This window comes from Myroides sp. DF42-4-2 (assembly GCF_030326445.1).
In the GTDB taxonomy this organism is placed as follows: domain Bacteria; phylum Bacteroidota; class Bacteroidia; order Flavobacteriales; family Flavobacteriaceae; genus Flavobacterium.
Genome location: NZ_JACAKI010000001.1, coordinates 61458 through 86374 on the forward strand (window position 1 = coordinate 61458; position 24917 = coordinate 86374).

The 24917-nt window shown below is 36.7% G+C and carries 20 protein-coding genes; 18 read left to right on the plus strand and 2 right to left on the minus strand.

Annotation, left to right across the window (positions count from 1 at the left end; genetic code table 11):
• Positions 1-39 precede the first annotated feature (39 nt).
• The 9 genes from ileS (at position 40) to HX062_RS00310 (ending at position 10044) form a co-directional block, all read left to right on the plus strand.
• On the plus strand, positions 40-3444 hold the full coding sequence (gene ileS, locus HX062_RS00270; RefSeq protein ID WP_286465807.1) for an isoleucine--tRNA ligase: 3405 nt from the start codon (positions 40-42) through the stop codon (positions 3442-3444).
• A 10-nt stretch (positions 3445-3454) separates the two neighbouring features.
• The gene (locus HX062_RS00275; RefSeq protein ID WP_002988912.1) at positions 3455-3841 is read left to right on the plus strand and encodes a TraR/DksA family transcriptional regulator; all 387 of its coding nucleotides are present in this window, start codon (positions 3455-3457) and stop codon (positions 3839-3841) included.
• An 86-nt stretch (positions 3842-3927) separates the two neighbouring features.
• Positions 3928-4521, plus strand: a complete 594-nt coding sequence (locus HX062_RS00280) for a lipoprotein signal peptidase (RefSeq protein WP_182625927.1) — start codon at positions 3928-3930, stop codon at positions 4519-4521.
• A 227-nt stretch (positions 4522-4748) separates the two neighbouring features.
• The gene (locus HX062_RS00285; protein ID WP_182625926.1) at positions 4749-5705 is read left to right on the plus strand and encodes a succinylglutamate desuccinylase/aspartoacylase family protein; all 957 of its coding nucleotides are present in this window, start codon (positions 4749-4751) and stop codon (positions 5703-5705) included.
• Complete coding sequence (locus tag HX062_RS00290) at positions 5698-6264, plus strand: 5-formyltetrahydrofolate cyclo-ligase (RefSeq protein ID WP_182625925.1); 567 nt, start codon at positions 5698-5700, stop codon at positions 6262-6264. The genes HX062_RS00285 and HX062_RS00290 overlap by 8 nt, the downstream gene beginning before the upstream one ends.
• 680 nt (positions 6265-6944) lie before the next feature.
• Positions 6945-7859: a hypothetical protein gene (locus tag HX062_RS00295; protein ID WP_286465811.1), complete on the plus strand. Its 915-nt coding sequence runs from the start codon at positions 6945-6947 to the stop codon at positions 7857-7859.
• A 59-nt stretch (positions 7860-7918) separates the two neighbouring features.
• Positions 7919-8935 (plus strand): hypothetical protein, encoded by a 1017-nt coding sequence (locus tag HX062_RS00300; protein ID WP_182625924.1) that lies wholly within the window; start codon positions 7919-7921, stop codon positions 8933-8935.
• 71 nt (positions 8936-9006) lie between these two features.
• A complete protein-coding gene (locus HX062_RS00305; RefSeq protein ID WP_255492346.1) occupies positions 9007-9192 on the plus strand; it encodes a hypothetical protein in 186 nt (61 codons plus the stop codon).
• Between the two features lie 63 nt (positions 9193-9255).
• On the plus strand, positions 9256-10044 hold the full coding sequence (locus tag HX062_RS00310; RefSeq protein ID WP_255492345.1) for a hypothetical protein: 789 nt from the start codon (positions 9256-9258) through the stop codon (positions 10042-10044).
• A 115-nt stretch (positions 10045-10159) separates the two neighbouring features.
• Here HX062_RS00310 and HX062_RS00315 read toward each other — a convergent pair whose 3' ends face one another.
• Positions 10160-11929, minus strand: a complete 1770-nt coding sequence (locus tag HX062_RS00315) for a helix-turn-helix domain-containing protein (RefSeq protein WP_182625923.1) — start codon at positions 11927-11929, stop codon at positions 10160-10162.
• A gap of 328 nt (positions 11930-12257) precedes the next feature.
• Between HX062_RS00315 and HX062_RS00320 the strand changes: the two genes are divergently transcribed.
• Positions 12258-12839, plus strand: a complete 582-nt coding sequence (locus HX062_RS00320; protein ID WP_182625922.1) for a hypothetical protein — start codon at positions 12258-12260, stop codon at positions 12837-12839.
• 292 nt (positions 12840-13131) lie between these two features.
• Here HX062_RS00320 and HX062_RS00325 read toward each other — a convergent pair whose 3' ends face one another.
• Positions 13132-13302 (minus strand): hypothetical protein, encoded by a 171-nt coding sequence (locus tag HX062_RS00325; RefSeq protein ID WP_286465814.1) that lies wholly within the window; start codon positions 13300-13302, stop codon positions 13132-13134.
• A gap of 35 nt (positions 13303-13337) precedes the next feature.
• Here HX062_RS00325 and uvrC point away from each other — a divergent pair, with 35 nt between their 5' ends.
• The 8 genes from uvrC to pgi all read left to right on the plus strand — a co-directional run bounded on the left by uvrC (position 13338) and on the right by pgi (position 24847).
• Positions 13338-15128, plus strand: coding sequence for an excinuclease ABC subunit UvrC (uvrC, locus tag HX062_RS00330; protein WP_182625921.1), 1791 nt, complete (start codon positions 13338-13340; stop codon positions 15126-15128).
• A 28-nt stretch (positions 15129-15156) separates the two neighbouring features.
• Positions 15157-17397, plus strand: coding sequence for a patatin-like phospholipase family protein (locus HX062_RS00335; RefSeq protein ID WP_286465816.1), 2241 nt, complete (start codon positions 15157-15159; stop codon positions 17395-17397).
• A 219-nt stretch (positions 17398-17616) separates the two neighbouring features.
• On the plus strand, positions 17617-18777 hold the full coding sequence (locus HX062_RS00340; RefSeq protein WP_286465818.1) for a homogentisate 1,2-dioxygenase: 1161 nt from the start codon (positions 17617-17619) through the stop codon (positions 18775-18777).
• A gap of 40 nt (positions 18778-18817) precedes the next feature.
• A complete protein-coding gene (gene hppD / locus HX062_RS00345; RefSeq protein WP_182625918.1) occupies positions 18818-19978 on the plus strand; it encodes a 4-hydroxyphenylpyruvate dioxygenase in 1161 nt (386 codons plus the stop codon).
• A gap of 257 nt (positions 19979-20235) precedes the next feature.
• Positions 20236-21012 carry a DUF3108 domain-containing protein gene (locus HX062_RS00350; protein WP_286465819.1) on the plus strand — a complete coding sequence of 259 codons (777 nt, stop codon included), beginning with the start codon at positions 20236-20238 and terminating at the stop codon, positions 21010-21012.
• Between the two features lie 57 nt (positions 21013-21069).
• On the plus strand, positions 21070-21945 hold the full coding sequence (locus HX062_RS00355) for a tryptophan 2,3-dioxygenase family protein (protein ID WP_255492355.1): 876 nt from the start codon (positions 21070-21072) through the stop codon (positions 21943-21945).
• Between the two features lie 36 nt (positions 21946-21981).
• Positions 21982-23205: a M23 family metallopeptidase gene (locus HX062_RS00360; RefSeq protein WP_430530037.1), complete on the plus strand. Its 1224-nt coding sequence runs from the start codon at positions 21982-21984 to the stop codon at positions 23203-23205.
• 19 nt (positions 23206-23224) lie between these two features.
• Positions 23225-24847, plus strand: a complete 1623-nt coding sequence (pgi, locus tag HX062_RS00365) for a glucose-6-phosphate isomerase (protein WP_286465820.1) — start codon at positions 23225-23227, stop codon at positions 24845-24847.
• The last annotated feature ends 70 nt before the right edge of the window (positions 24848-24917 follow it).

The following is a 24917-nucleotide window of genomic DNA, read 5'->3' on the forward strand; positions in this document are numbered from 1 at the left end:
AATTCGCCCAATTGATTAAAAAATAGTAGAATAATAACGATGAGCACTAAATTTACAGAATATAAGAATCTTGATATGTCAGGGGTAGCATCTGAGATGCTAACGTTTTGGAAAGAACAATCCATATTCGAAAAAAGTATTAGTACGAGAGAGGGTAACAAGCCTTTTGTATTTTTTGAGGGACCGCCTTCAGCTAATGGAAAACCTGGTATTCACCACGTAATGGCTCGTACGATTAAAGATATTTTTTGTCGATATAAAACGCAAAAAGGATTTCAAGTTAAGCGAAAAGCAGGTTGGGATACACATGGACTGCCTGTTGAGTTAGGTACAGAGAAGGAATTAGGAATTACAAAAGAAGATATCGGGGTAAAGATTACCATCGAAGAATATAACCAAGCTTGTAAGCGCACCGTTATGCGCTATACCGACTTGTGGAATGAATTGACACAACAGATGGGATATTGGGTAGATATGGAAGATCCATATGTAACCTATAAGCCGAAATATATGGAATCTGTATGGTGGTTGTTGAAGCAGATTTACGATAAGAATTTATTGTACAAAGGATATACGATCCAACCGTATTCGCCTAAAGCGGGTACAGGATTGTCTTCTCATGAGATCAACCAGCCAGGGGCTTATAAAGATGTAACAGATACTACTGTTGTTGCCCAGTTTAAAGCAGTTGAAACAACCCTTCCTGACTTTCTACAAGGAATGGGCACTATTCACTTCTTGGCTTGGACAACGACTCCTTGGACGTTGCCATCGAATACTGCTTTAACCGTTGGACCTAAAATTGACTATGTATTGGTTCAATCATTTAACCAATATACGGGCGAACCGATTCAAGTTGTTTTGGCTAGCGCATTAGTGGGTAAACAATTTGCTGGAAAATTTTCAGCTGTAGAAACAGCGGATGAAGTAGCAGCTTATCAAGAGGGAGATAAAAAGATACCATATTTTATCGTTAAATCCTTCAAAGGAGCGGATTTAGTAGGGATTAAATACGAGCAGTTATTGCCGTATACGTTGCCTTACCAAAATCCAGAACATGCATTTAGAGTAATTGCGGGAGATTTCGTAACAACGGAAGACGGTACAGGTATTGTGCATACAGCGCCTACATTTGGTGCCGATGATGCCAAAGTAGCTAAAGAAGCTACACCAGAAGTACCTGCCATGTTAATCCTAGATGCAGAAGGAAATCCTGTGCCATTGGTTGACCTTCAAGGTCGATTTGTCAAAGAAATGGGAGAGGAATTTGGTGGAAAATACGTTAAGAATGAATATTATGATGAAGGAGAGGCACCAGAACGCTCAGTTGATGTTGAGCTGGCTATTAAATTAAAAGAAGAAAATAAAGCATTCAAAGTAGAGAAATACGTACACAGTTATCCACATTGTTGGAGAACGAATAAACCGGTGTTGTACTATCCATTAGATTCTTGGTTTATCAAAATCACGGAAGTTAAAGACCGCATGTTCGAACTGAATGAAACAATAAACTGGAAACCCAAAGCAACAGGAGAAGGGCGTTTTGGAAATTGGTTGAAAAATGCCAACGACTGGAACTTGTCTCGTTCGCGCTATTGGGGTATTCCACTTCCGATCTGGAGAACAGAAGATAAAACCGAAGAATTGATCATCGGTTCTGTAGAGGAAATGGTGGCGGAGATTGCAAAATCAAAAGCTGCTGGTTTCCAAGAGAACAATCCATATGAAGGATTTGTGGTAGGCGATATGTCAGAAGAAAACTACGACAAAATTGACTTGCATAAAAATGTGGTTGATTCCATCGTATTAGTTTCTCCTAGTGGCAAGCCAATGTATCGTGAAGCAGATCTAATCGACGTATGGTTTGATTCAGGATCTATGCCATATGCCCAATGGCATTATCCTTTTGAAAATAAAGAATTGGTGGATCAAAATGGCGCTTATCCCGCTGATTTTATCGCAGAAGGGGTGGATCAAACTCGTGGATGGTTCTATACCCTTCACGCAATTGCTACTTTGGTCTTTGATACCAAGGCATATAAAAACGTAGTATCTAACGGTTTAGTATTAGATAAAAACGGATTGAAGATGTCTAAGAGTTTAGGCAATACCATCGATCCTTTTGAAACATTAGCTGAACATGGTCCAGATGCAACGCGCTGGTATATGATTTCCAATGCGAATCCATGGGATAACTTAAAGTTCGATTTAGAAGGAATAACAGAAGTAAGAAAAAAGTTCTTCGGAACCTTGTATAATACCTATAACTTCTTTTCACTGTATGCCAATATTGACGGATTTAACTATTCAGAGGCTGAGGTTCCAGTAAAGGACCGTCCAGAAATTGACCGTTGGATCCTATCGGAATTGAATACCTTGGTGCAAAAAGTAGATGAATGCTACGGAGAATACGAACCAACTCGTGCAGCAAGAGCAATTACGGAATTTGTAACCGAAAACTTGAGTAACTGGTACGTGCGTTTATGTCGTAGAAGATTCTGGAAAGGGGAGTATGCACAAGATAAAATTGCAGCCTATCAAACCTTGTACACCTGTTTGATTACGGTGTCGAAATTAGGCGCTCCGATTGCTCCATTCTTTATGGATAGACTTTACAGAGACTTAACATCTGTAACGAACAAAGAACATGCTGAATCTGTACATTTGGCTGATTTCCCTAAATTCGATGCGTCTTTCGTTGATGCCGGATTGGAAAGCAGAATGCACAAAGCTCAAATTATTTCTTCTTTGGTTCTTTCTTTGCGCAAAAAAGAAATGATCAAAGTACGTCAACCCTTACAGCGAATTATGATCCCAATTTTAGATGAAAATCAACGTTTGGAGATCTTAGCAGTAGAGGATTTGATCAAAGCGGAGGTTAATGTAAAAGAAATTGAGCTGTTGGATGATGCTTCTGGGATTTTGGTGAAACAAATCAAACCTAATTTCAAAACCTTAGGACCGCGTTTTGGAAAAGATATGGGATTGATTGCTAAGGAAATACAGAATTTCACCCAAGAAAATATTTCTGAGATTGAGAAAAATGGAGAAATTATTTTAAAATTAACGGAAAAAAGTATTATATTAACACTTTCGGACGTTGAGATCACTTCTCAAGATATCGAAGGATGGTTGGTAGCAAATGAAGGAGGAATTACGGTTGCACTAGATATCACCATCACAGAGCAATTGCGTAAAGAGGGAATTGCTAGGGAATTAGTAAACCGCATTCAGAATATTAGAAAAGACTGTGGTTTTGAAGTAACAGACAAAGTAAAAGTTACATTGCAAGATGTAGTAGAAATAAGAGAAGCTGTTTTAGCAAATGAGGATTACATAAAATCTGAAACATTAACTCATACATTAGAATTTGTTGAAACATTAGAAAACGGTATAGATGTAGAGTTTGATGAGCTGAAAACGCGAGTATTAATTTTAAAATAAAATTAAAATTATGAAAGAGACTGGCGAATTAGTACGTTATTCTGACGCAGAGTTGGCAGAATTCAAAGAGTTGATTCAAGCTAAAATTGAAAAAGCACAAGCTGATTTAGAATTGATCAAGAGTGCATATATGAATGATTTAAACAATGGGACAGATGATACATCTCCTACGTTTAAAGCATTTGAAGAAGGTAGTGAAACGATGTCCAAAGAGGCAAATTCACAATTGGCTATCCGCCAAGAGAAGTTCATTCGCGATTTAAAAAATGCATTGATTCGCATTGAAAATAAAACCTATGGCTTGTGTAAAGTAACCGGAAAATTAATCGATAAAGAACGATTAAAATTAGTTCCACATGCAACCATGAGTATTGAAGCAAAAAATATGCAACGATAAATCAATAAAACAACGCTCTTTTTACTAAAAGAGCGTTTTTTTTATCACCTAAAATCGTTTACATTTGCGTGTAAAAGAGAAAAAAAATGTCATTAAAGAAAGCCTATTTCCTAGTTGCTATAATTTTAATTATCGATCAATGGTCAAAGATTTATATCAAAACGAATTTTTTGTTAGACGAAGAGATTTTTGTCTTTGATTGGTTTAGAATACATTTTATAGAAAATGAAGGTATGGCTTGGGGAGTTGCACTTCCTGGTGACTATGGAAAACTAGCCTTAACTCTATTTAGAATTTTTGCTGTGTTCGGTATAGGATGGTGGTTGCAAGATTCTATCAAGAAGAAGCTGTCTAATTACTTGATTGTGGCTATATCGTTAATTTTAGCAGGTGCAGTGGGTAATATTATAGATTCGATCTTTTACGGCGTTATTTTCAACGATAGTACACATCAATTGGCAACATTGTTCTCTGATCAACCGTATGGCACCTTATTTCACGGAAAAGTAGTCGATATGCTATACTTCCCAATTTGGCGCGGTTATTTGCCTGAATGGCTTCCTATTTGGGGCGGCAAGTATTTCACCTTTTTTAATGCTATTTTCAATTTTGCTGATACTGCCATCTCAGTTGGAGTTGGAATCTTAATTGTTTGGAATAAACGCATTTTTAAAAACTAGCTTGAGTAGTTAGGGGGTGAATAGTGATGTGTTAAGGGTGAAATCATCTGACTGAGTGCAAACGTCCTAAACCAGAATCCCCGTAACGTGCAACTCGCACAACAAACAAACCGAGCAACGAACAAACCACACAACGAGCAAACCGCGCAACGAGCAAACCGCGCGACAAACAAACCACACAAAATAAAAGAATTTCACTATCTTCACTTCTCGAAAAAACACGAGTTATGAAGATATTAGAGGAAGTGATTTTACCCGGTGAGAGCAAGACCGTACACTTAGAAATTGCCAGATTACATACGGCAACTAAATTGAGAATTCCCGTAATTATCTCCCGTGCACTTGAAGAAGGACCTACTATACTATTTTCCGCAGGTTTGCATGGCGATGAACTAAACGGGGTTGATATTGTACGCCAAATTGTCCACAGTGGATTAAATCGCCCAAAACGAGGAACAATTATTTGTATTCCTGTGATTAATATCTTTGGGTTTATCAATAAGACCCGTGAATTTCCCGATGGTCGTGATTTGAATCGCGTCTTTCCAGGCAGTAAGACAGGATCATTAGCGGGGCGTTTTGCTTACCATATTTTAACGCATATTATTCCACATGTCGATTTTGTGATTGACTTCCACGCTGGTGGGCAGAGTCGATTCAATGCTCCTCAGTTGCGCATCTCGATGGATGATAAAGCCGTGCTGGAGCCTTTAGCAGAAATTTTCCATCCCCCTTTCTTATTGTATTCTAATCAAATTACAGGATCTTTTCGCAGTGCTTGTGCCAAGCGCGGAGTTAAGATGTTGTTATTTGAAGGCGGAAAATCCCTAGACATCAATGCAGAAGTGTCTAAAATGGGCGTTGAGGGAACCAAGCGTGTTCTCCGTCATTTTGATATGCTAGGCGACGAATTTGAGGTGGAAAACCGCACCGATAAAATGGTCGTTATAGCACAATCTGTATGGGTGAGAGCCAAGCAGTCGGGTTTAATGCACGATCAGGTTGCTGTGGGAACCTATGTGAGAAAAGGAGAAGCACTCGCTTATATATCCGATCCCTATGGAAAAGAAAACATGATGATTAAAGCGCCAAATAGTGGTTATGTCATCAATGTTAATGATTCGCCCATTGTATACCAAGGCGATGCTATTTTTCACCTATCAAAAAATACGATCAATGAATAAAAACACCTTACGTCAAACCTATATCCAAGCTAGGCAAGGCCTTTCTGAAGAAGAAATCGACGACAAAAGCTTAGCCATTGCCAATCAGGCATTGCGTTTGCCCATTTGGGATAAATCAAACTATCATTTGTTCTTGTCTATTGTAGCAAAAAAAGAAATTAATACCGACTATTTGTTGCAAGTGTTAGCGGGTAAGGATAAGAATATTGTGTTTTCTAAGTCTGATTTTAAAACCGGAGATATGCAGCATTATTTGTTGACGGATAATACGGTTTTGCGCGTGAATTCCTATGGTATACCTGAGCCAGAGGGGGGAATTCAAATCCAAGAAAATCAGTTGGATGTTGTTTTTGTTCCATTACTCGCTTTCGATCAACATGGAAATCGCGTGGGCTATGGAAAGGGATTTTACGATCGATTCTTGGAAAAATGCAAACCAGAGGTCATCAAGGTGGGATTGAGCTTTTTTGAGGCAGTTCCATCCATCACAGAAGTATCTGATCTGGATATTGGGTTGGATTATTGCATAACCCCTGAACATATTTATACGTTTAAATAAAAAAGCGATGCCTGATGGCATCGCTTTTTTATTTAGGGCAACCATGTTTGGACTCTTTTTTAAGCGATGAATGCTATAATTACTCAAAAGTCTGGTGGGAAACATAGTAGATGCATTCTGAGCAATTGATTTCATACAACAAAGTTTATAAATAATAATGTTGAAAATTTAACAATAAGTGTGATTTTGGCATTATAATTGTGAGTAATATTAGTAGAAAGTAGATTAAATGCGCAATATTTTTGTATTTTTCTTGATTTAAGTGTATGTGTTGTTAGTATAGTTTTCCCTTATTGTTTTTTAAATCATTTCATGAAATAATTAAACAAGCAGAATAGAATAAGTCTAGCTATTCATACTCTTTTTCTACCTTACTCTTTTTGGGATAACCGATTAGTATTGTTTGAGAACTCACTTTCTTTCTTGGTCTTTATCTGCGATAATTAGGATGAACTCTTAATCATAAGTAGAGGTTCATACTGTCTTTGTAGCTGACAACTCATCTGCTAGGTTGTGCAGTGTAATTTTTTACAGCTATAAGTTTTAAGTCTGTTTTAAAGGTGTAGAGAGAAGTGAAATTGTTGATTCGCAGTAGTCCGGAATACGACGACTAAACAAAGTGTTTATTAAGTAATTCGTTGATTCAACGTTGAAGTTGGATTGACATAAAAATTTCAAAAATGAAAAATATTAAATTTTTTGTACTACCTGTACTTTTGGCCTTTGTAATTGTATCCTGTGATAGGGAGAGTGGGACAGTAATTCATACTATAACACAGGAGACTGGTATGAATAAAGAAATAAGTACTGATTTTTATACACAATTAACTCATCATTATCTTGCTACTGTTGATGATGGTAGCAATCCACCAGATCAACTCGAAGCGCCTCGTAAGTTTTGGAGTAAATTATGGAAAGGAATAAAGCAGTTCTTAAACGCCGATGCTAATGCTATGCTTTCTATCTATAAAGATTCTCAAAATCTAGTCGGAACTTTAGTTTTGGGTGTTGGTAGTTCTATTGACGAGATCACAAAAAATGAAAAGATAACTATAGACTCAGGATTACCTGATTTACAGGTGTTAAAAGAGGCGGTTAATCTTACAAATAGGTTTGATTCAATAGGATATAACCACTATGTTATTGTGAATAAGGTTTTAAATAATATGGACGAATATAACGGTATTACTGATGTAGGAGCACGTGATGCGGCTATTATTCAGAGCGTAAAGAAGGAGGTTTTAAACTTGTATCCTAATGCTCAAATTGGAGAGGATATAGATTATACAACGTTCTACAATTTTTTAAAACTGCAACATGGTGAGAGCTATACTGAAGACTCGATCTATTATGATCGGATATTTTCTTCTACTAGCAAAAAGACAGATCCTACATTGCTTTCTATTTTGCAGTTATATGCGCGATCATATGAAGCTGTAAAAGAAGGTTATATCGATTCTTTTATCGCTTATTCTAAAAAGATGGAGCAAGCCGTATTAGAGGATAACAAGTTGACAACTGACGTGAAAGAAACCTTACTTATTAGGATGGCTACTTATCGTTATGGTATAAAGTACTATGCTAGTTTAAATTAATAAATACTAAACCCAAGGGTAAATCCTAGATTTACCCTTGGGTTTAAATAAATGTATAAATGAGAGTACTATTATTTTTAGAGTGTTTTTTATTTTTAATAATCGACAAATCTCTAGGTCAAACGATTATAAAAGACTGTAGTGCAGGGCAATTTGTTGCTGATGTAGTGGTTTATGATGCAGAAAATAATACCATAGTAGGCATTTCAAACGCGGATGGAATAGTGGAGATCGATCCGAAGGTTTTAGATCTCTCCCTTGTACATCCAGACTATGGAACTATTAAAACGACGAGACATGAAGTGATCTGTATTGATCAATTGCTAAATACAATTGTAATTGATCTGCATTTTGACGCCAAAAAAGAGTTATTGGGAATTCTTGAGAATACCTATGATCTATATCGTATTGATCCATATGAAGAACAGGTGTTTAGCTATATAGGAAAGATTTATGAAAACAACAATGAAGGAGAATTATTGATACAAGAGAAAGGAGGATTCAATAAAAATTCAACTTTTTATGATACCTCTTTTTTTATGTCCGATCGTTTAGTTGATTTTTTCGATAACATGAGTTTGGTTGCCTTTCATCCTCTAATAGCAGATGATAAAATATATTTTTTTTTCAACAGTGAAAAACATTTCAAAAGGTTGATTAAAAAGGTTAAAGCGTCGGAGGTCAATAAGATTAATTCGGATTATTTTGTTTACGACATTACGGGGATTAATTATTGGCAGTTTGAGATTGATCCTATAGAAAAACGAGTAATACGGTTTGTAAATTCAAAAGAGGTGCTTCTTTCTTCTGATAACAGATGGCAGAGCCCTATAGTGCAGCGGTTGATTGAGGTCCGCTATAGCTTGGTTGGAACTAAATTGGAGCAGCGTTTAGATTTATTCGAATTGTATAAATCAACGCGTTCAGGACAGGCGATGGCTAAAAATTTGACGATAAAGACCGTTAATTTAGCAGATGAACCATTTGGAACGATTAATTCTCTTTCTGAGTATTCTAAATTGAAAAGGTATAAAAGAAGGCAAGTTATAGAATTAGCTGATCGGAAGAAAGAATAACATATAGTTGCAGTATGCAGCTTGAATACAGCGGGTGACATTTGGGTACACCCGCTTAAACAAATATATAAATGAGAGTACTATTATTTTTAGGATGTTTTTTATTTTTAATAATCGACAAATCTTTAGGTCAAACAACTATTAAGGACTGTGGAAAACAGCTACTCATTGCTAATGTTGTGGTTTATGACGCGGAAAACAAAATAGTAGGAGTAACGGATGGAGAGGGAAAAGTAGCCTTAGATCCAAAGATATAAGACATAACCCTTGTACATCCAGAATATGGACATGTTACCACCGTAAATCAAGGAATCATTTGCTTGGATGAATTTTTAGATCCAATTGTTATAACATTACACTTGGACGCCAAACAAGAATTGATGGAGGTCCTTCAAAATACCTATGAGCAATACCGTATATACCCTTTTGACAAGCAGTTTTTTTATTATAAGGGAATGATTTATGAAAATGATAGGAAGGGGGAGTTAATCGCTAATGAAGAGGGGTATCTAACGTATAACTCCTATTTTAATACATCGCTTTTTATTTCTGATAAACAAGCGGATTATATGGATAGTAGTGATGCTGTAGTCGATCTTCCAATGAAGAGAGAACATCGGGATTATTTCTTTTTTAACAGTAAAAAACAGTTCAATGCGTTGTTGAAAAGCCTGAAAAAACTAAAGGTCAAAAAAATCAATGCCGCTTATTATGTGTATGATGATGCTTGGGATAATTATTGGTTGTTTGAAGTAGATTGCCTTGAAAAACGAATAGTTCGATTTATTAACACGGCACGTGAAACGACTTACTTTAATCCTAGAGCGAACTATATTTTTAAAAGAAAGAGTACATTAGTTCAACGGCTCATTGAGGTGAATTATGGGTTGGACGGGGAAAAACTTAAACAAAAGCTCGACTTATTTGAGGTATACAGGCTAACTAATTCAGAGGTGAAGTGGGTGAAATATTTAAAAATAAATACCGTTGATAGGCAAGACGTGACGATAGAAAATAAATATTCGTTATTTCAATATATTCGATTACATGTGAAAAGAAGGTTAGAATTACATAATTTAGCCGAATTGAAAGAGAAATCAAAACCATGATTGCAAAGCTCTAGTGAGCGATTGAAAGAATATGGTGATAATACTAGGTGAAGCATTTGTATTGATCGAGAGATTGTATATTGAAAAACTAAAGCGATGAATTTCAATATTTTTTTTACGATATAGTAGTATTGTTATCCATTTCTTTAAAATCTTCATCTTGTTGACGCATCTTAATAAAATCGGTCACCGATAGCTTGGTGATTTCTTTAAATGCGGTAGAAAAGCTTTTGGAGTTTCCAAAGCCAAACGCTTCAGCTAAACCTGTTAGATTGAGCAGATGTAACTTAGGATTATAAGTCAATTCATGCACTGCGTGCTGGATTCGAAGTTGCTTCAAATAGTCAGAGAAGTTAATCTGTTTTTCTTCATTAAAAAACTTGGATAGGGTATTGCGATTGGTTCCGAATTGACGGGCTAATTCATCTTGCGTAATTTTTTGCAAGAAACCCTTTTTATTTTCAAAGTCCTCTAATTTCTTTGCCAAAACCTGTGTTGTGTGGAGTGGTTGGCCCCATTCAGGAGTTTCTATAGGCAAAGCTGCTGGTGATTGTTTTAATCGCTCAGTAAGTTGGTTGGTCGTTAGAGGCGCGCGCTCAATAATCTGTCTGTATTGTTGTTGTAGTTTTTGTTGCTTCTTTTGGTAGTATAAAAGTCCTATAAACACAATAAAAATCAATACAGTTACTAGACCATACAAGCCTTTAATCTTCGAATGACTTTTGGAGAGTTCGTACTCCAACTTTTTTTGAGAAGCTTCTAATTTCTTTGTATCTAAATGCACGTGCATATAGGTGCTTAGCTTGCTGTTCTTTTTGTGTAGTTCGGAAGAAAGCCCCATTAATAGCTTGGTATAGTACAATTCTTTCTCTAAGTTCTTTTTGCTCTGATAATAGGTGATCAAATAGTCAAAAGCCTCACTTAGTTCGGTATTGGCAAACGTCGTTTCGAGATAGAGTTTTTCTATCTTTTCGAAATAGGGCAATGCCTTTTCTGGTTGACTGCTTTCCCATGCATTTTTCCCCAAGTAAAGGTAAACTAGGTGTTCATTGGCAAAATCTCCATTGGTTTGTATTGGCGTTAGGGATATAGTAAGCAAGGAATCAGAAGCAGAATAATTTTTCATGCGGTGATTATACATCCCGTTGATTAAATCAAAATAGGCCGTTTCTAATGCTTTATCCCTGGAGTTCAGCTTGTCGATGGCTGCATAACCCTCACCTAGTAAAAGTTGGATGGTATCCGTTTTTTGCTGGCGAAAGTTGGTTTTGCTTAAGGCGAAAACATTGGTGATATAACCGCGTAAATTGTTATATGCATTACTTGTATCATGGAGTTTGCTTTGGTAATAGTCAATAATCTCTCTGGTTACTTTTTCGGATTTTTCATAATCGTCTAGATGGTAATAAATGGAACTAATTGAACTTTTAACTTTGTTCAAAGTATATTCATCTTGGGCTCCCTTTAAATAATCTTCTGCTTTTAGTCCGTGTTCTAAGGCTGTTTTATAGTTTTTGTTAATGTATTCCACATAACTTTTTACATTATAGGCTGTGCCTACCGCTTTGATATCATTTAATGTTAGCGTATAATTAAGTAAACTATCAGCGTAAAGCATTTGTTGATCATACGCTTTTTCTAAAAATACCTTTTTGCGATAACCCACGATAATAGCTTCGGATACTTGTTCTTTTTTTGCTTTTTGCAAGTAATATTCGAGATATATTTCCTTGTCTGCAGGGCTTAATAAGTCGGAATTAATGCTAAAAAGGAGATCTTGTAAGGACCAATTCTTATAATCCGCATGATTTTGAGCAGGCAATGCATAGGAAAGTCCGCCACTAAGGGTTACAACAAAGAGAAACAAGAGTTTTTTTACACCCATTTTGTAAGGTTTTAAAAGCGTTTTCTTAAAGGTAGTGTTTTTTTGTGTTTTATAAAACATTGATGTTCAGTGTTTTTTACAAATTTTCCGATCCATTGACAAATTTTCTCTCGTTCTAATTTTAAGGAATTAACCCCTTAGTAATCAGTGTGTTTTACAAATCCTCCTTTTCGATTTACAATACTTCCGCTATAGGAATGATCGAAATTTGTGATTTTTTCTCAAACAACCTAAGTTTGCTTTGAAAATCATACGAAATCAAATTTGTTCCCATGAACAAGATTTGAATTCAAAAAGGAACTTATAGTAAAAATTAAAAGGCAAAACTATGAAAAAGATTTATATCTGCGCAGTATTCGGCTTGTTGTTCGCTTCATGTAGTACAGATGACGGACAGACTGAACCCTTAAAATATACAAATGAGGTTCATGCGGTAACGCCGACAAATTGGTTAAGTGTGATGACTAGTGTTGAAAGCGCAGTTGAAAATCAAAGCAGTTATACTGACTTAAAAGAAATGATTGCACATGTAGAAAGCAACGCTTTGGCTACTGCTGGTTTTGTTGCTATGTTAGACGCATCGTATAAAACACCAAAGGCATTTGAAGTAAAAAACGTAATGCATACGGATCAGGCCAAATTGATTGGTGGACTAAACTATAGTGCAACAGCAAAAACGTATTTGAACGAATTGATCGTGGATAAAAAAGCGTGGGCTGTTAGTCCTGAAGCTAATCCATTATTAAGTGCTAAGGAAGTAAAATTGTTGCAATTTGTAAAAGATATCAACGATCCAGATGACGAGTGGAACAGATTAAGACCGCTTGCTTTTGCATACGGTTATCAAACTAGTGATGCAACTGCAATAGTATATGCAGTGCTTGCGGGCGAATATAAAAAAGTAAAATAAGAAAAAACGTGTTGTTTCTGTATAACTGGCAGTCCGGAATGCTGGTATGAAACAAAACATAAGATACACTAGAAAGAGGGTATGAAATGAATGTATAAAAACAATAATCACAATTGATTATATCCTTAGAAAGTAAAAATAGTAATGGAACTTATAATTACCTATCGGTTTAAAATATTTGCAGTGTTATTGCTACTATGGGCAGGGATGAACTTTTGGGTATTTCCTCCTGCTTGGTTTTGGGTTGCCATTGTTTGTATGGTTCTGGTTTTGGGGATCAGTGTTAAGTTGTTTAAGGCCAAACCTTAGCTTTAACATGATAGACCAGCCATCGGATAATTCGGCAAAAATAGTTGGCTTTATCTTTTAAGACGATAAAAATAGAGGAGTTATATCCATTATAATTGATTAATTTAAATGGAAAAAAGCGATGAATTTTCATCGCTTTTTTGTTCTCATACATTTTAAACTTTAATTTTGTACTTTAATCATGGAGCGATGCAAGTAAAAGAAGAGTTAGCCTTACAGATACAATCCTTACCGGATCAACCTGGTGTATATCAGTATTTTGATAAAGAAGGGAAGATTTTGTATGTCGGTAAAGCAAAAAATCTAAAGAAGCGTGTGAGCTCCTACTTCAATAAAGTGCATGACAATGCAAAAACGAATGTCTTAGTTCGAAAAATTGTAAAAATTAAACATATAGTTGTTCCAACTGAAACCGATGCACTGTTGTTGGAAAACAACCTGATAAAACAACTCCAGCCCCGATACAATGTTTTGTTGAAGGACGACAAATCTTATCCTTGGATTTGCATTAAGAAAGAAGCCTTTCCCCGCGTTTTTACTACGCGTCGCATGGTCAAAGATGGTTCAGAATACTTTGGTCCTTATACTAGTACGAAAACTGTCGCAACCCTATTGGATTTGATCAAAGAGTTGTATGCCATACGCACTTGCAATTATGATCTATCCCAACAAAATATCCGCAGTGAAAAATTCAAAGTTTGCTTAGAATATCATATTGGCAATTGTGGGGGGCCTTGTGAAGCCTATGAATCAGCTCAACAATACGATAAAAAAATTACAGAAATACGCGATATTCTCAAGGGGAATTTCAAGGAAAGTCTCAAAGGGTTCAAAACCTATATGTTGGAATTAGCTGCTGATATGCGTTTTGAAGAAGCACAACAGATCAAAGAAAAGATTGAGCTGCTTGAGAACTATCAAGCCAAATCTACTATTGTCAACCCCAAGATTGGCAATGTAGATGTCTTTACCATTCTTTCGGATGAAACAAATGCCTATGTCAATTTCTTACAAGTTTCTTATGGGGCGATTATTCGCTCACACAATATGGAACTAAAAAAGAAACTAGAAGAAACTGATGCAGAGCTGCTCGAGCTGGCTATTGTTGAAATACGAAGTCGATTTGAACTATTGACCAAAGAGATACTCGTTCCCTTTGATGTAGAATTAGGAGAGGACATTAAAGTAACGGTTCCAAAGATGGGAGATAAAAAAGCCCTGTTGGATTTGTCCGAACGCAATGCTAAGTTCTATCGTCTAGATCAGTTGAAGCAAATTAAGATTGTAGATCCCGATCGACATGTTAAACGCATCATGCAACAGATGATGAAAGATTTGCGATTGCCAAAAGAACCTCGCCACATCGAGTGTTTTGATAACTCCAATATTCAAGGAACCAATCCCGTTGCCGCTTGTGTCGTGTTTAAAGACGGAAAACCGAGTAAAAAGGACTACCGTCATTTTAATGTAAAGACCGTAGAAGGTCCCAATGACTTTGCTTCCATGCAAGAAATTGTTTTCAGACGATACAAACGCCTACTCGATGAGAAAGAACCTCTGCCTGATTTAATTGTTATTGACGGTGGAAAAGGGCAATTGGGGGTAGCGTTAAAGAGTTTGGAAGATCTAGGGTTAAGAGGAAAAATTCCAATCATCAGTTTGGCAGAGCGACTCGAAGAGATTTTTTATCCAGGAGATAGCTATCCTTTGTATTTGGATAAGCGTTCAGAGACAATGAAAGTGATCATTCACCTTCGAGACGAGGCGCACCGATTTGGATTGACGTTTCACCGCAACCAGCGCAGTAAAAATGCGATAACTAGCAAGTTAGACGATGTGCCTGGAATTGGTGAAAAAACCAAAACCAAATTGCTCAATCACTTTAAATCAGTGAAGCGGATAAAAGAAGCAGAGCCAGCAGAGATAGAAAGTATCATAGGAAAAGCAAAAACACACGTTTTATTGGAACATTTGAAGTAAATTAGTAGGGCGAAAAAAAAGGGAAACTATGTTCAGAATTATCGTTGTATTAGTACTAGGTTTACTCGGAGCTCAGGGATTTGCTCAAGAGCCCACTCAACCGACCGGCCGACCGAAAGTGGGAGTGGTTTTGAGTGGTGGTGGTGCCAAGGGATTGGCCCATATTGGTGTGCTGAAAGTACTAGAAGAAGAAGGTGTACAAGTAGACTACATTACTGGTACAAGTATGGGAGCTATTGTTGGGGGACTTTATGCTGCAGGATATACGGCGACTGAATTAGATTCTATATTTAGTAGTATTGACGCCACAGCTTTAATACGAGATTATATTCCCCGCGTATCCAAATCATTTTACGAAAAGAAAAACGATGAAATCTACGCGCTAACTTTGCCCTTTGATAAGTTTAAAATAGGATTGCCCAAAGCTTTTTCTCGAGGAATGTACAACTACAACTTGATGAACAAGCTTTTAGCACATGTAAGACACGTACGTGATTTTAATGATCTGAATATTCCTTTTTTGTGTATTGCTACCAATATTGAAACAGGGAAGCCCGTTTTGATTGATTCGGGTTATTTGCCGCAAGCTATCTTGGCTAGTGGTGCCTTTCCGTCCTTGTTTGCTCCAGTCTTAATTGACGAAAATCACTTGATCGATGGAGGTATTGTCAACAATTATCCCATAGACGAACTCCGAGCCTTAGGGGCGGATATTGTCATTGGCGTCGATGTGCAAGATGGACTTAAATCCATGGAAGATATCAACGGCGCTGCCGATGTTCTGCTTCAAATTTCCAACTATTCCACCATTAATCAAATGAAAGATAAGGTCGAAAAAACGGATATTTATATTAAACCCGATATTTCTGGCTATACTGTTATTTCTTTCGAAGAAGGAAAGGCAATTATTGAAAGAGGAGTAGAAGCTGCGAAGCTGAAAGTAGAAGAAATTAAAAAAATAGGCGGAAGAAAAGATGTTTTGCAAAAGCAGTTTGTGCCAAAATACACCGATAAATTGTACGTTAACTCGATTGATATTAATGGGTTAAAACACTATACGCAGCGTTATGTTCACGGAAAGTTAGGGTTTAAACCTGAGAGCTATATCACTTTTGACGATTTAGAAAAAGGTATCGATCAACTCAATGGATCCGATAACTTTAGCAGTATTTCCTACCGTTTTGATGCGAATGGAGACGGAGATGCCTTGGTGTTGGATATGGTAGAAAACCCAATTAAGCGCTATCTAAAACTAGGTGTACATTACGACGGACTATATAAATCCGCCGCCTTGGTTAATGTGACACAAAAAAATCTATTGCTCAAGAGTGATGTCGCGTCATTGGATGTGGCGGTAGGGGATAATGTGCGCTATAATTTCAACTATTTTGTAGATAATGGTTTTTATTGGAGTGTGGGAATCAATTCCAAATTCAACCAATTTAGCAGTGATTTACGCTTTAAAATGTTGACAGATAGCGATCGAGTTATTGTGCCAGGACAAGGCGATTTATCGAATTATCCATCTAAATTTAGCGTTGACTATAAAGATTTTGAAAACCGTTTAGTCTTCCAGACCTTTTACCAACAAAAATTTTTAGTTGCCGCTGGATTGGAACACCGCTATTTTGATGTAAAGAGCAATACGCTTGCAATTGAACATAACAATTTTGACCGAAGTACCTATTTGGGAGGATTTGCTAGCTTTACCTTTGATACTTATGATAATAAGTACTTTCCACGCAAGGGGTTTATGTTTAAAGGAGAATATAAAAACTACTTCTTGTCTTCGGATTATCTAGGTAATTTTCAGAACTTTTCGACCATCACGGGGCAAGTAGGTTATGCTACTAAGATCACAGATAAGTTGAATGTCGATCTGCGTTCGCGTATGGGAGCAACTATTGGAAATACACCTTCAATCGGCTTTGTTTATTTCTTAGGCGGGTACGGATTTGCAGAACGCGATAATATTATCCCATTTTATGGGTATGATTTGTTGAGTATTGCTGGAAACTCCTACATTTTGGGATCGATCGATCTAGATTATGAAATTTTCAAAAAACACCATATTAACTTTTCGGCCAATTTTGCAAATGTTGGAGAAGATATTTTTTCTGGCTCAGAGTGGTTGTTTAAATCGAAGTATTCTGGATACTCTTTGGGATATGGAATGCAAACCATGATTGGACCGATTGAAGTTAAATACAGCTATTCGCCAGATACGGGAAGTAGCTATACTTTTTTCTCTGTAGGCTTTTGGTTTTAGTTAAGAATTCAAGGAGGTCAAGAGGGGGTGTTTTAGCAATACGTAAATAAAATTTGGTTATAAAGTTGGATATATCATTTTTATTTCGATATTTGTGACATTATGAATATACAATGGGACGGTTTATTGGCTTATATTAAGTTTCTGATCAAGAGAAATCCTGAATGAGAGACTTTTACTTATATTATTTTTTTTCCAACCTTAAAACTATAAGTAATTATGCCTTTATATCATCGCTTAGGGAGTATTCCCCCTAAACGTCATACGATTTTCCGCAAGGAAAACGGTGACTTATACTATGAACAATTGTTTGGTACAGTTGGTTTTGACGGAATGTCAACAAATATGTACCATGTACACCGACCAACACAGGTGAAAGAAATACGCAAACAGTATTCTGTCGCACCTAAAATTGCGAAAGCAAATAACATTCAATCTTACCGACTAAGAGGATTCCAAGTAGAACCCGAAAATGATTTTTTAGAAAGCCGAAAAGCAGTTTTGACCAATAGTGACTGTACCATTGTATTAGCGGCTCCTAAACATTCAATGGAGGATTATTTCTACAAGAATACCGATTCAGACGAATTGATTTTTATCCATAAAGGATCGGGTACGTTGCGTACTTTTCTAGGGAATATACCCTTTAAATACGGAGATTACCTTGTTATTCCACGAGGAATGATTTACAAGATGGATTTCGACACCGAAGATAATCGACTATTTATCGTAGAATCTAAACACCCGTTTTATACGCCGAAACGCTATAGAAACTGGTTCGGACAATTGATGGAACACTCGCCATTTTGCGAGAGAGATATCCGTCTTCCTGAAAATTTAGAAACCTATGATGAAAAAGGAGATTTCTTAATTAAGTTGAGAAAACAGGATGAAATCTTCGAAATGATCTATGCGACTCATCCTTTTGATGTGGTTGGATACGATGGATACAACTATCCGTATGCGTTTTCGATTCACGATTTTGAACCCATTACTGGACGCATTCACCAACCGCCTCCTGTACATCAAACATTTGAAACTGCTGGTTTCGTTGTTTGCTCTTTTGTACCGAGGTTATACGACTACCATCCGGATGCTATTCCTGCGCCCTACAACCACAGTAATATCGACAGTGATGAGGTATTATACTATGTAGATGGTGATTTTATGAGTCGTAATGATATTGCACCAGGGCATATTTCACTTCACCCTGCGGGTATTCCACATGGACCGCATCCTGGGGCTGCAGAACGTTCGATCGGAAAAACAGTAACCGAAGAGTTAGCCGTTATGGTTGATACCTTCAAGCCTTTAATGGTAACGGAAGAAGCCATGAAAATTGCCGATGAACAATACTACCAATCTTGGTTAGAAGAATAAAAATTCAAAAACAGAATAAACAACAACTAAAACTATAATTATGAGTAAAGAAGTAAAGTCAGTTGAATTTGGCTTAGAAAAAATATTTGAAGGAGCACAAGATTTCTTACCTTTATTAGGAACAGATTACGTTGAATTTATCGTTGGAAACGCTAAACAAGCAGCACATTTCTACAAAACTGCTTTTGGATTTCAATCGTTGGCTTATGCTGGATTAGAAACAGGTGTAAAAGACAGAGCGTCATACGTTTTAGTACAAGATAAAATTCGCATCGTTCTAACAACACCACTTACTGCTGAGTCTGAGTTAAATGATCACATCGTTAAACACGGAGATGGAATTAAAGTAGTGGCGTTATGGGTAGAAGATGCACGTAAAGCATACGAAGAAACAACAAGCCGTGGAGCTAAATCGTATATGGAACCTGTAGTGGAAACAGACGAATTTGGTGAAACAGTTCGCGCAGGTATCTATACTTACGGAGAAACTGTACACATGTTTGTGGAGAGAAAGAACTACAAAGGAGTGTTTTTACCAGGATTCGTTAAATGGGAAAGCGATTACAACCCAGCGCCAGTTGGTTTGAAATACGTGGATCACATGGTAGGAAACGTGGGATGGAACGAAATGAATACTTGGGTAAAATGGTATGAAGACGTGATGGGATTCGTAAACTTCTTATCGTTTGACGACAAGCAAATTAATACAGAGTATTCTGCTTTAATGAGTAAAGTAATGTCTAACGGTAATGGACGTATCAAATTCCCTATCAACGAACCAGCAGAAGGAGCAAAGCGTTCTCAAGTAGAGGAGTATTTGGATTTCTACAACGGACCTGGGGTTCAGCACATCGCAGTAGCTACTGATGATATCATCAAAACTGTAGGTGAAATGAGAGCTAGAGGTGTTGAGTTTTTATCTGCTCCGCCACAAGCATACTATGATGCAATCCCTGGACGTTTAGGTGTACACATGGATATGATGAAAGAAGATATCAAAGAACTTCAAAAATTAAGTATCTTAGTGGATGCGGATGAAGAAGGATATTTATTACAAATCTTCACCAAACCAGTAGAGGATCGTCCAACTTTATTCTTCGAAATTATTCAAAGAATGGGTGCTAGAGGATTCGGTGCAGGTAACTTTAAAGCACTTTTCGAATCAATCGAACGTGAACAAGAGTTACGCGGAACATTATAATCTGAGTTAATAATATCTTAAAAAGCCTCATTTTGAACATGTTATAGTTAAAGTGAGGTTAAAAGATGCAGGATATATGAATAATCAATAAAAAACTGTACATTTGCACTCGCAAAAATAAAGATGTCATAAGCTTTATTTGAGTGTAATAAATTTTTCATAATTTATAGTTTTTTGGTTGGTTAATAGCATAAAAACTCAGTCAATTATTTGACTGGGTTTTTTTGTTTGTTATTTTTGAATAAAATTAGCCGACTATGAAAAAAGTATTATTTGTTATTTATATCTTCTTAGCTTGTGTAACTGTTACTTTTGCACAAAGCAAACCCAAAGCATTTAAAGCGGGAGAATACCTAAAGTTTAGAGTTTCCTATGGCTTCCTCAATGCAGGAATAGCCGAACTACAACTAGCTGAAACTTCATACAAAGGAAAAAGTATGTATCACGCAAAAGGTATTGGCTATACAACAGGACTTTCAAAAGTATTTTTTAAAGTATACGATGATTATCAAAGTTATTTTGAGAAAGATCAAGTTGTGCCTCATCGATTTGTTCGAAAAATTGACGAAGGTGGCTATACCAAAGATCAAGAAGGATTCTTTGATTATTCCAAGAAAAATGTCTTAGTTAAAGACTACGAAAAAAATAAAGAAAATACCTATCCCATTGTAAAAGAGGTGCAGGATATCGTATCTGCTTTTTATTACCTTAGAAATCACCCTAAATTAGACAGTTTAAAAAAGAATGAAGCCGTGGAAATCGATATGTTTTTCGATGGAGAGGTTTTTCGTTTTAAATTACAATACTTGGGAACCTCTGAATTAAAAACTAAATTTGGTAAAATTAAAGCCTTGTCTTTTAGACCTTATGTGATGGCAGGACGTGTATTTAAAGAGAAAGAAAGCTTAACTGTTTGGGTGTCAGCAGACAGTAATAAGGTTCCTTTGCGAATTAAAGCAAGCTTAGCTGTTGGGTCATTAAAAGCAGATCTAGAAGAATACAAAGGATTAGTTACCACCTTAAAGACCGAATAAACCATGAACGACTTAACCAATCAACACATAAAAAATTTAGAAGAAAAATTTACCCAAATGGGACAAAATCCCAATGTACATTTAGAAGGGTTGTTGCATGCCAAGCCCCTTACGTACTGGGATTATATACAAACTGATGCTTTGTTAGGCCTGCAAATCCAGCGTACCCTATACCCAGATGAAATGGTGTTTATTATGTATCACCAAGTCAATGAGTTATTGTTTAAAATGATTTTATGGGAAATTGAACAATTGGCCGTTACAGCTAAAATTGACGTCGAGGTTTTTACTGATAAATTGATGAGAATTAGCCGATATTTTGATATGTTGACTAATTCTTTTAGCATAATGGGGGATGGAATGGACGTAGAACAGTATAATAAATTTAGAAATACACTAGCGCCTGCAAGTGGTTTTCAAAGCGCTCAATATCGTTTGATCGAATTTGGATCAACAGATTGGAAAAATTTGATCGACAAGCGATTTATTGCTGACTTACCGGAAAATATTTCAGCAGAAGAAGCGTTAGAATTTATGTATTGGCAGGCTGCTGGAAAAAATTATAAGACTGGTGAAAAGTCCTACTTGCTCGATGCGTTTGAGAAGAAATACAGTCAAACTTTTGTTAAAGCAATGAAAGATTATGAAAAAACAAATTTATGGCAGAAATTTGTTGAACTTCCCAAAGAAGAACAAGAGCGTCCAGCGTTAATTCAAGCCATGAAACATTACGATTATACCGTCAATGTTACTTGGGTGATTGGACACTATAAAACAGCATTAAAGTACTTAGAGAGTACGGGGGTAACGAAGGAAGCCACCGGCGGTAGTGATTGGAAAAAGTACATGTTGCCAGAATATCAAAAAAGAATTTTCTTCCCTGCATTATGGTCAGAAGAAGAAATGGAGAATTGGGGAAAAGGATTGGTTTAAAATAGAAAAAAGTTAGGTTTGAAGTATAAAATTTTTATGTTGTTAACAGGACTTCTTTTGTTCACTTCTTGTAAAAAGGAAGCAGAAATGGAAGTAAGTACAGATACTGAAGAAGAAACAGTAGAGGAAATTGTAGCCGAATTATATGGGTTTAATTTGAAAGATTATGTCGTAACGGAAGATACGATACGGTCGGGCGATAACCTAGGTAAGATTTTTGGCGATTTCAACCTCAATGCTACAGATGTACACAATATTGTTACCAAAGTAAAAGACACAATCAATGTAAGAGGTATCCGCGCCGGACAACCTTATACGCTGATTAAGTATAAAGAGAATCCAGACAAGTTAGCAGCGTTTGTTTACCACCCTAATATTTCGGGTTATCAGGTTATCGACTTACGCGATACAGTTACTGCTTATACGAAGACCTATCCGGTTACCATCCGAAGAAGAACAGTAGCCTCAACTATTGAGGGCTCACTTTCTGTTAGTTTGAGCAATGAAGGGGTGGATCAATCCTTAGCTACGCGTATGTCTCAGATATTCGCTTGGTCGATTGACTTCTTTAAATTACAACCAAACGATCGCTTTGCGGTAACTATAGAAGAAAAATACATTAACGATACGGTGTATGTAGGTATTTCAAAAATTGAGGCTGCCTATTTTAATTATAGAGGAAAGGACTTGTATTCCTTCCCGTATCAAAGACAAGGAACTAAAGGAAAAGATTATTACGACGAGGAAGGGCGCCCGATGAAGAGTATGTTCTTAAAGGCACCCCTAAAATTCTTCCGCATTACCTCGCGCTATACTAAAAGCAGATTTCATCCGGTTCAAAAAACGTGGAAATCTCATAATGGAACAGATTATGCTGCGCCAACAGGTACGCCAATCATGACCACTGCTTCGGGTGTGGTAGAGCGTACAGGTTATACAGCTGGAAATGGTAATTACGTAAAAGTAAAACACAACGGTACATATTCTACACAATACCTACACATGTCTAAAATTCTTGTAAAAAAGGGACAATACGTAACGCAAGGACAAACGATTGGATTGGTAGGAAGTACAGGATTGGCTACGGGACCACACGTGTGTTATCGCTTTTGGAAAAACGGAGTACAGGTGGATCCGCTTGGTCAAGTGTTGCCAAACTCAGAACCGATGGATAAAAAAGATATTCCTGCTTATAAAGAATATATCCAACCGCTTAAAGCAGAATTGGATGCTGTGATAAAAGAAAAGTTTAATAAATAATTGCTGTTTTTACATTATAATGTTACAAACTATAAATCCTACTAGTACTGCTGCATGGAGTAAACTACGTGAGCACTTTGAGCAAATGAAGTTGATCCAAATGCAAGACCTCTTTAAAGAGGATTCTAGTAGAGGGAGTTCATTTAATATTCAATTCGATGATTTTCTGCTTGATTACTCTAAAAATAAGGTAACGAAAGAAACGTTAGCTTACTTGTGTGAGTTGGGGGAAGAAATGCACTTGAAAGAAGCAATCGAAGACTTATTTACAGGAAGGAAGTTAAATAAGACAGAAGATAGAGCCGTATTGCATACAGCATTACGCGATTTTAATCCAAATGCCTCAATCGTTGTTGATGGTGTGAATATCTTGGATGAAATTCGCCAAACACGTGATCGCATGAAGGACTTTGTTGAACGTGTGATACAAGGAGAATATACTTCCAGTACAGGAGAGCCTTTTACGGATATCGTCAATATTGGTATTGGTGGTTCAGATCTTGGACCTAAGATGGTGGTGCAAGGCTTGGCAAATTACAGCAATCAGTTGAATGTTCATTTCATTTCAAATGTCGATGACGATTATTTGTATGCGGTGTTACGTAAACTAAACCCGGAAACTACCTTAGTACTTGTTGTTTCCAAAACTTTTACGACGCAAGAAACAGTTTTAAATGCGGATAAAGTAGTAGAGTGGTTAAAGACCAAAGTGAAAAAAGAGAAGCTCGGTCCTCATTTGGTTGGGGTAACTGCCGAAATTGATCGAGCAGTGGCGTATGGCATTCAACCGGAAACTATTTTTCCCATGTGGGATCATATTGGAGGGCGTTTTTCGCTGTGGAGTTCAGTAGGGCTATCGATCGCTTTGGCAATTGGGTATGAGAATTTTGAACGCTTGCTGAAAGGAGCTAATAAAATGGACGTACACTTTCGTACTGCTCATTTTGAACAAAATATCCCCGTAGTTTGTGCTTTGTTAAGCGTGTGGTATAACAATTTCTTTGGTTATGAAACAGAAGCGGTTGTTCCATATAGTCAATTCTTAGAACGTTTTCCTGCACATTTGCAACAAATGATCATGGAAAGTAATGGCAAAGATAAAAACCGAGAGGGAAATCCAGTGAATTACGAAACTGGAACATTAATTTGGGGTGATGTAGGAGTATCTGCTCAACATGCCTTTTTCCAATTGTTTCACCAAGGAACTAAAGTTGTTCCCGTGGATTTTATAGGTTTTATTAATCCATACAGTGCCTCAGATTGTAACCATACTATCCTAATGTCCAACTTTTTCGGACAAACGGAAGCCTTGTTAAATGGAAAAGACACAACGAAAGAAACGGAAACAGAAAACCCTTTAGTGCAAAATTTTAGAGAATTTCAAGGAAACAAACCTTCTAATACTCTTTTAATTGACAAGTTGACACCAGAATCACTAGGGGCCTTAGTTGCATTATATGAACACAAGACTTTTGTTCAAGGTGTGATCTGGAATATTTATAGTTTTGATCAATTTGGTGTGGAATATGGCAAAGTTTTAGCAAAAAATATTCAAGGCGAAATAATTTCGAATAATGTACTGAAACACGACAGTTCTACAGCGTTTTTGCTGAATTATTATTTGAGAAACAGAACTGTTTAGAATTCAATAAATTGGGCTACAAGTTAAAATTAATAATTTCGTAACATTTGAGGAGTATCTTTTTGTACAT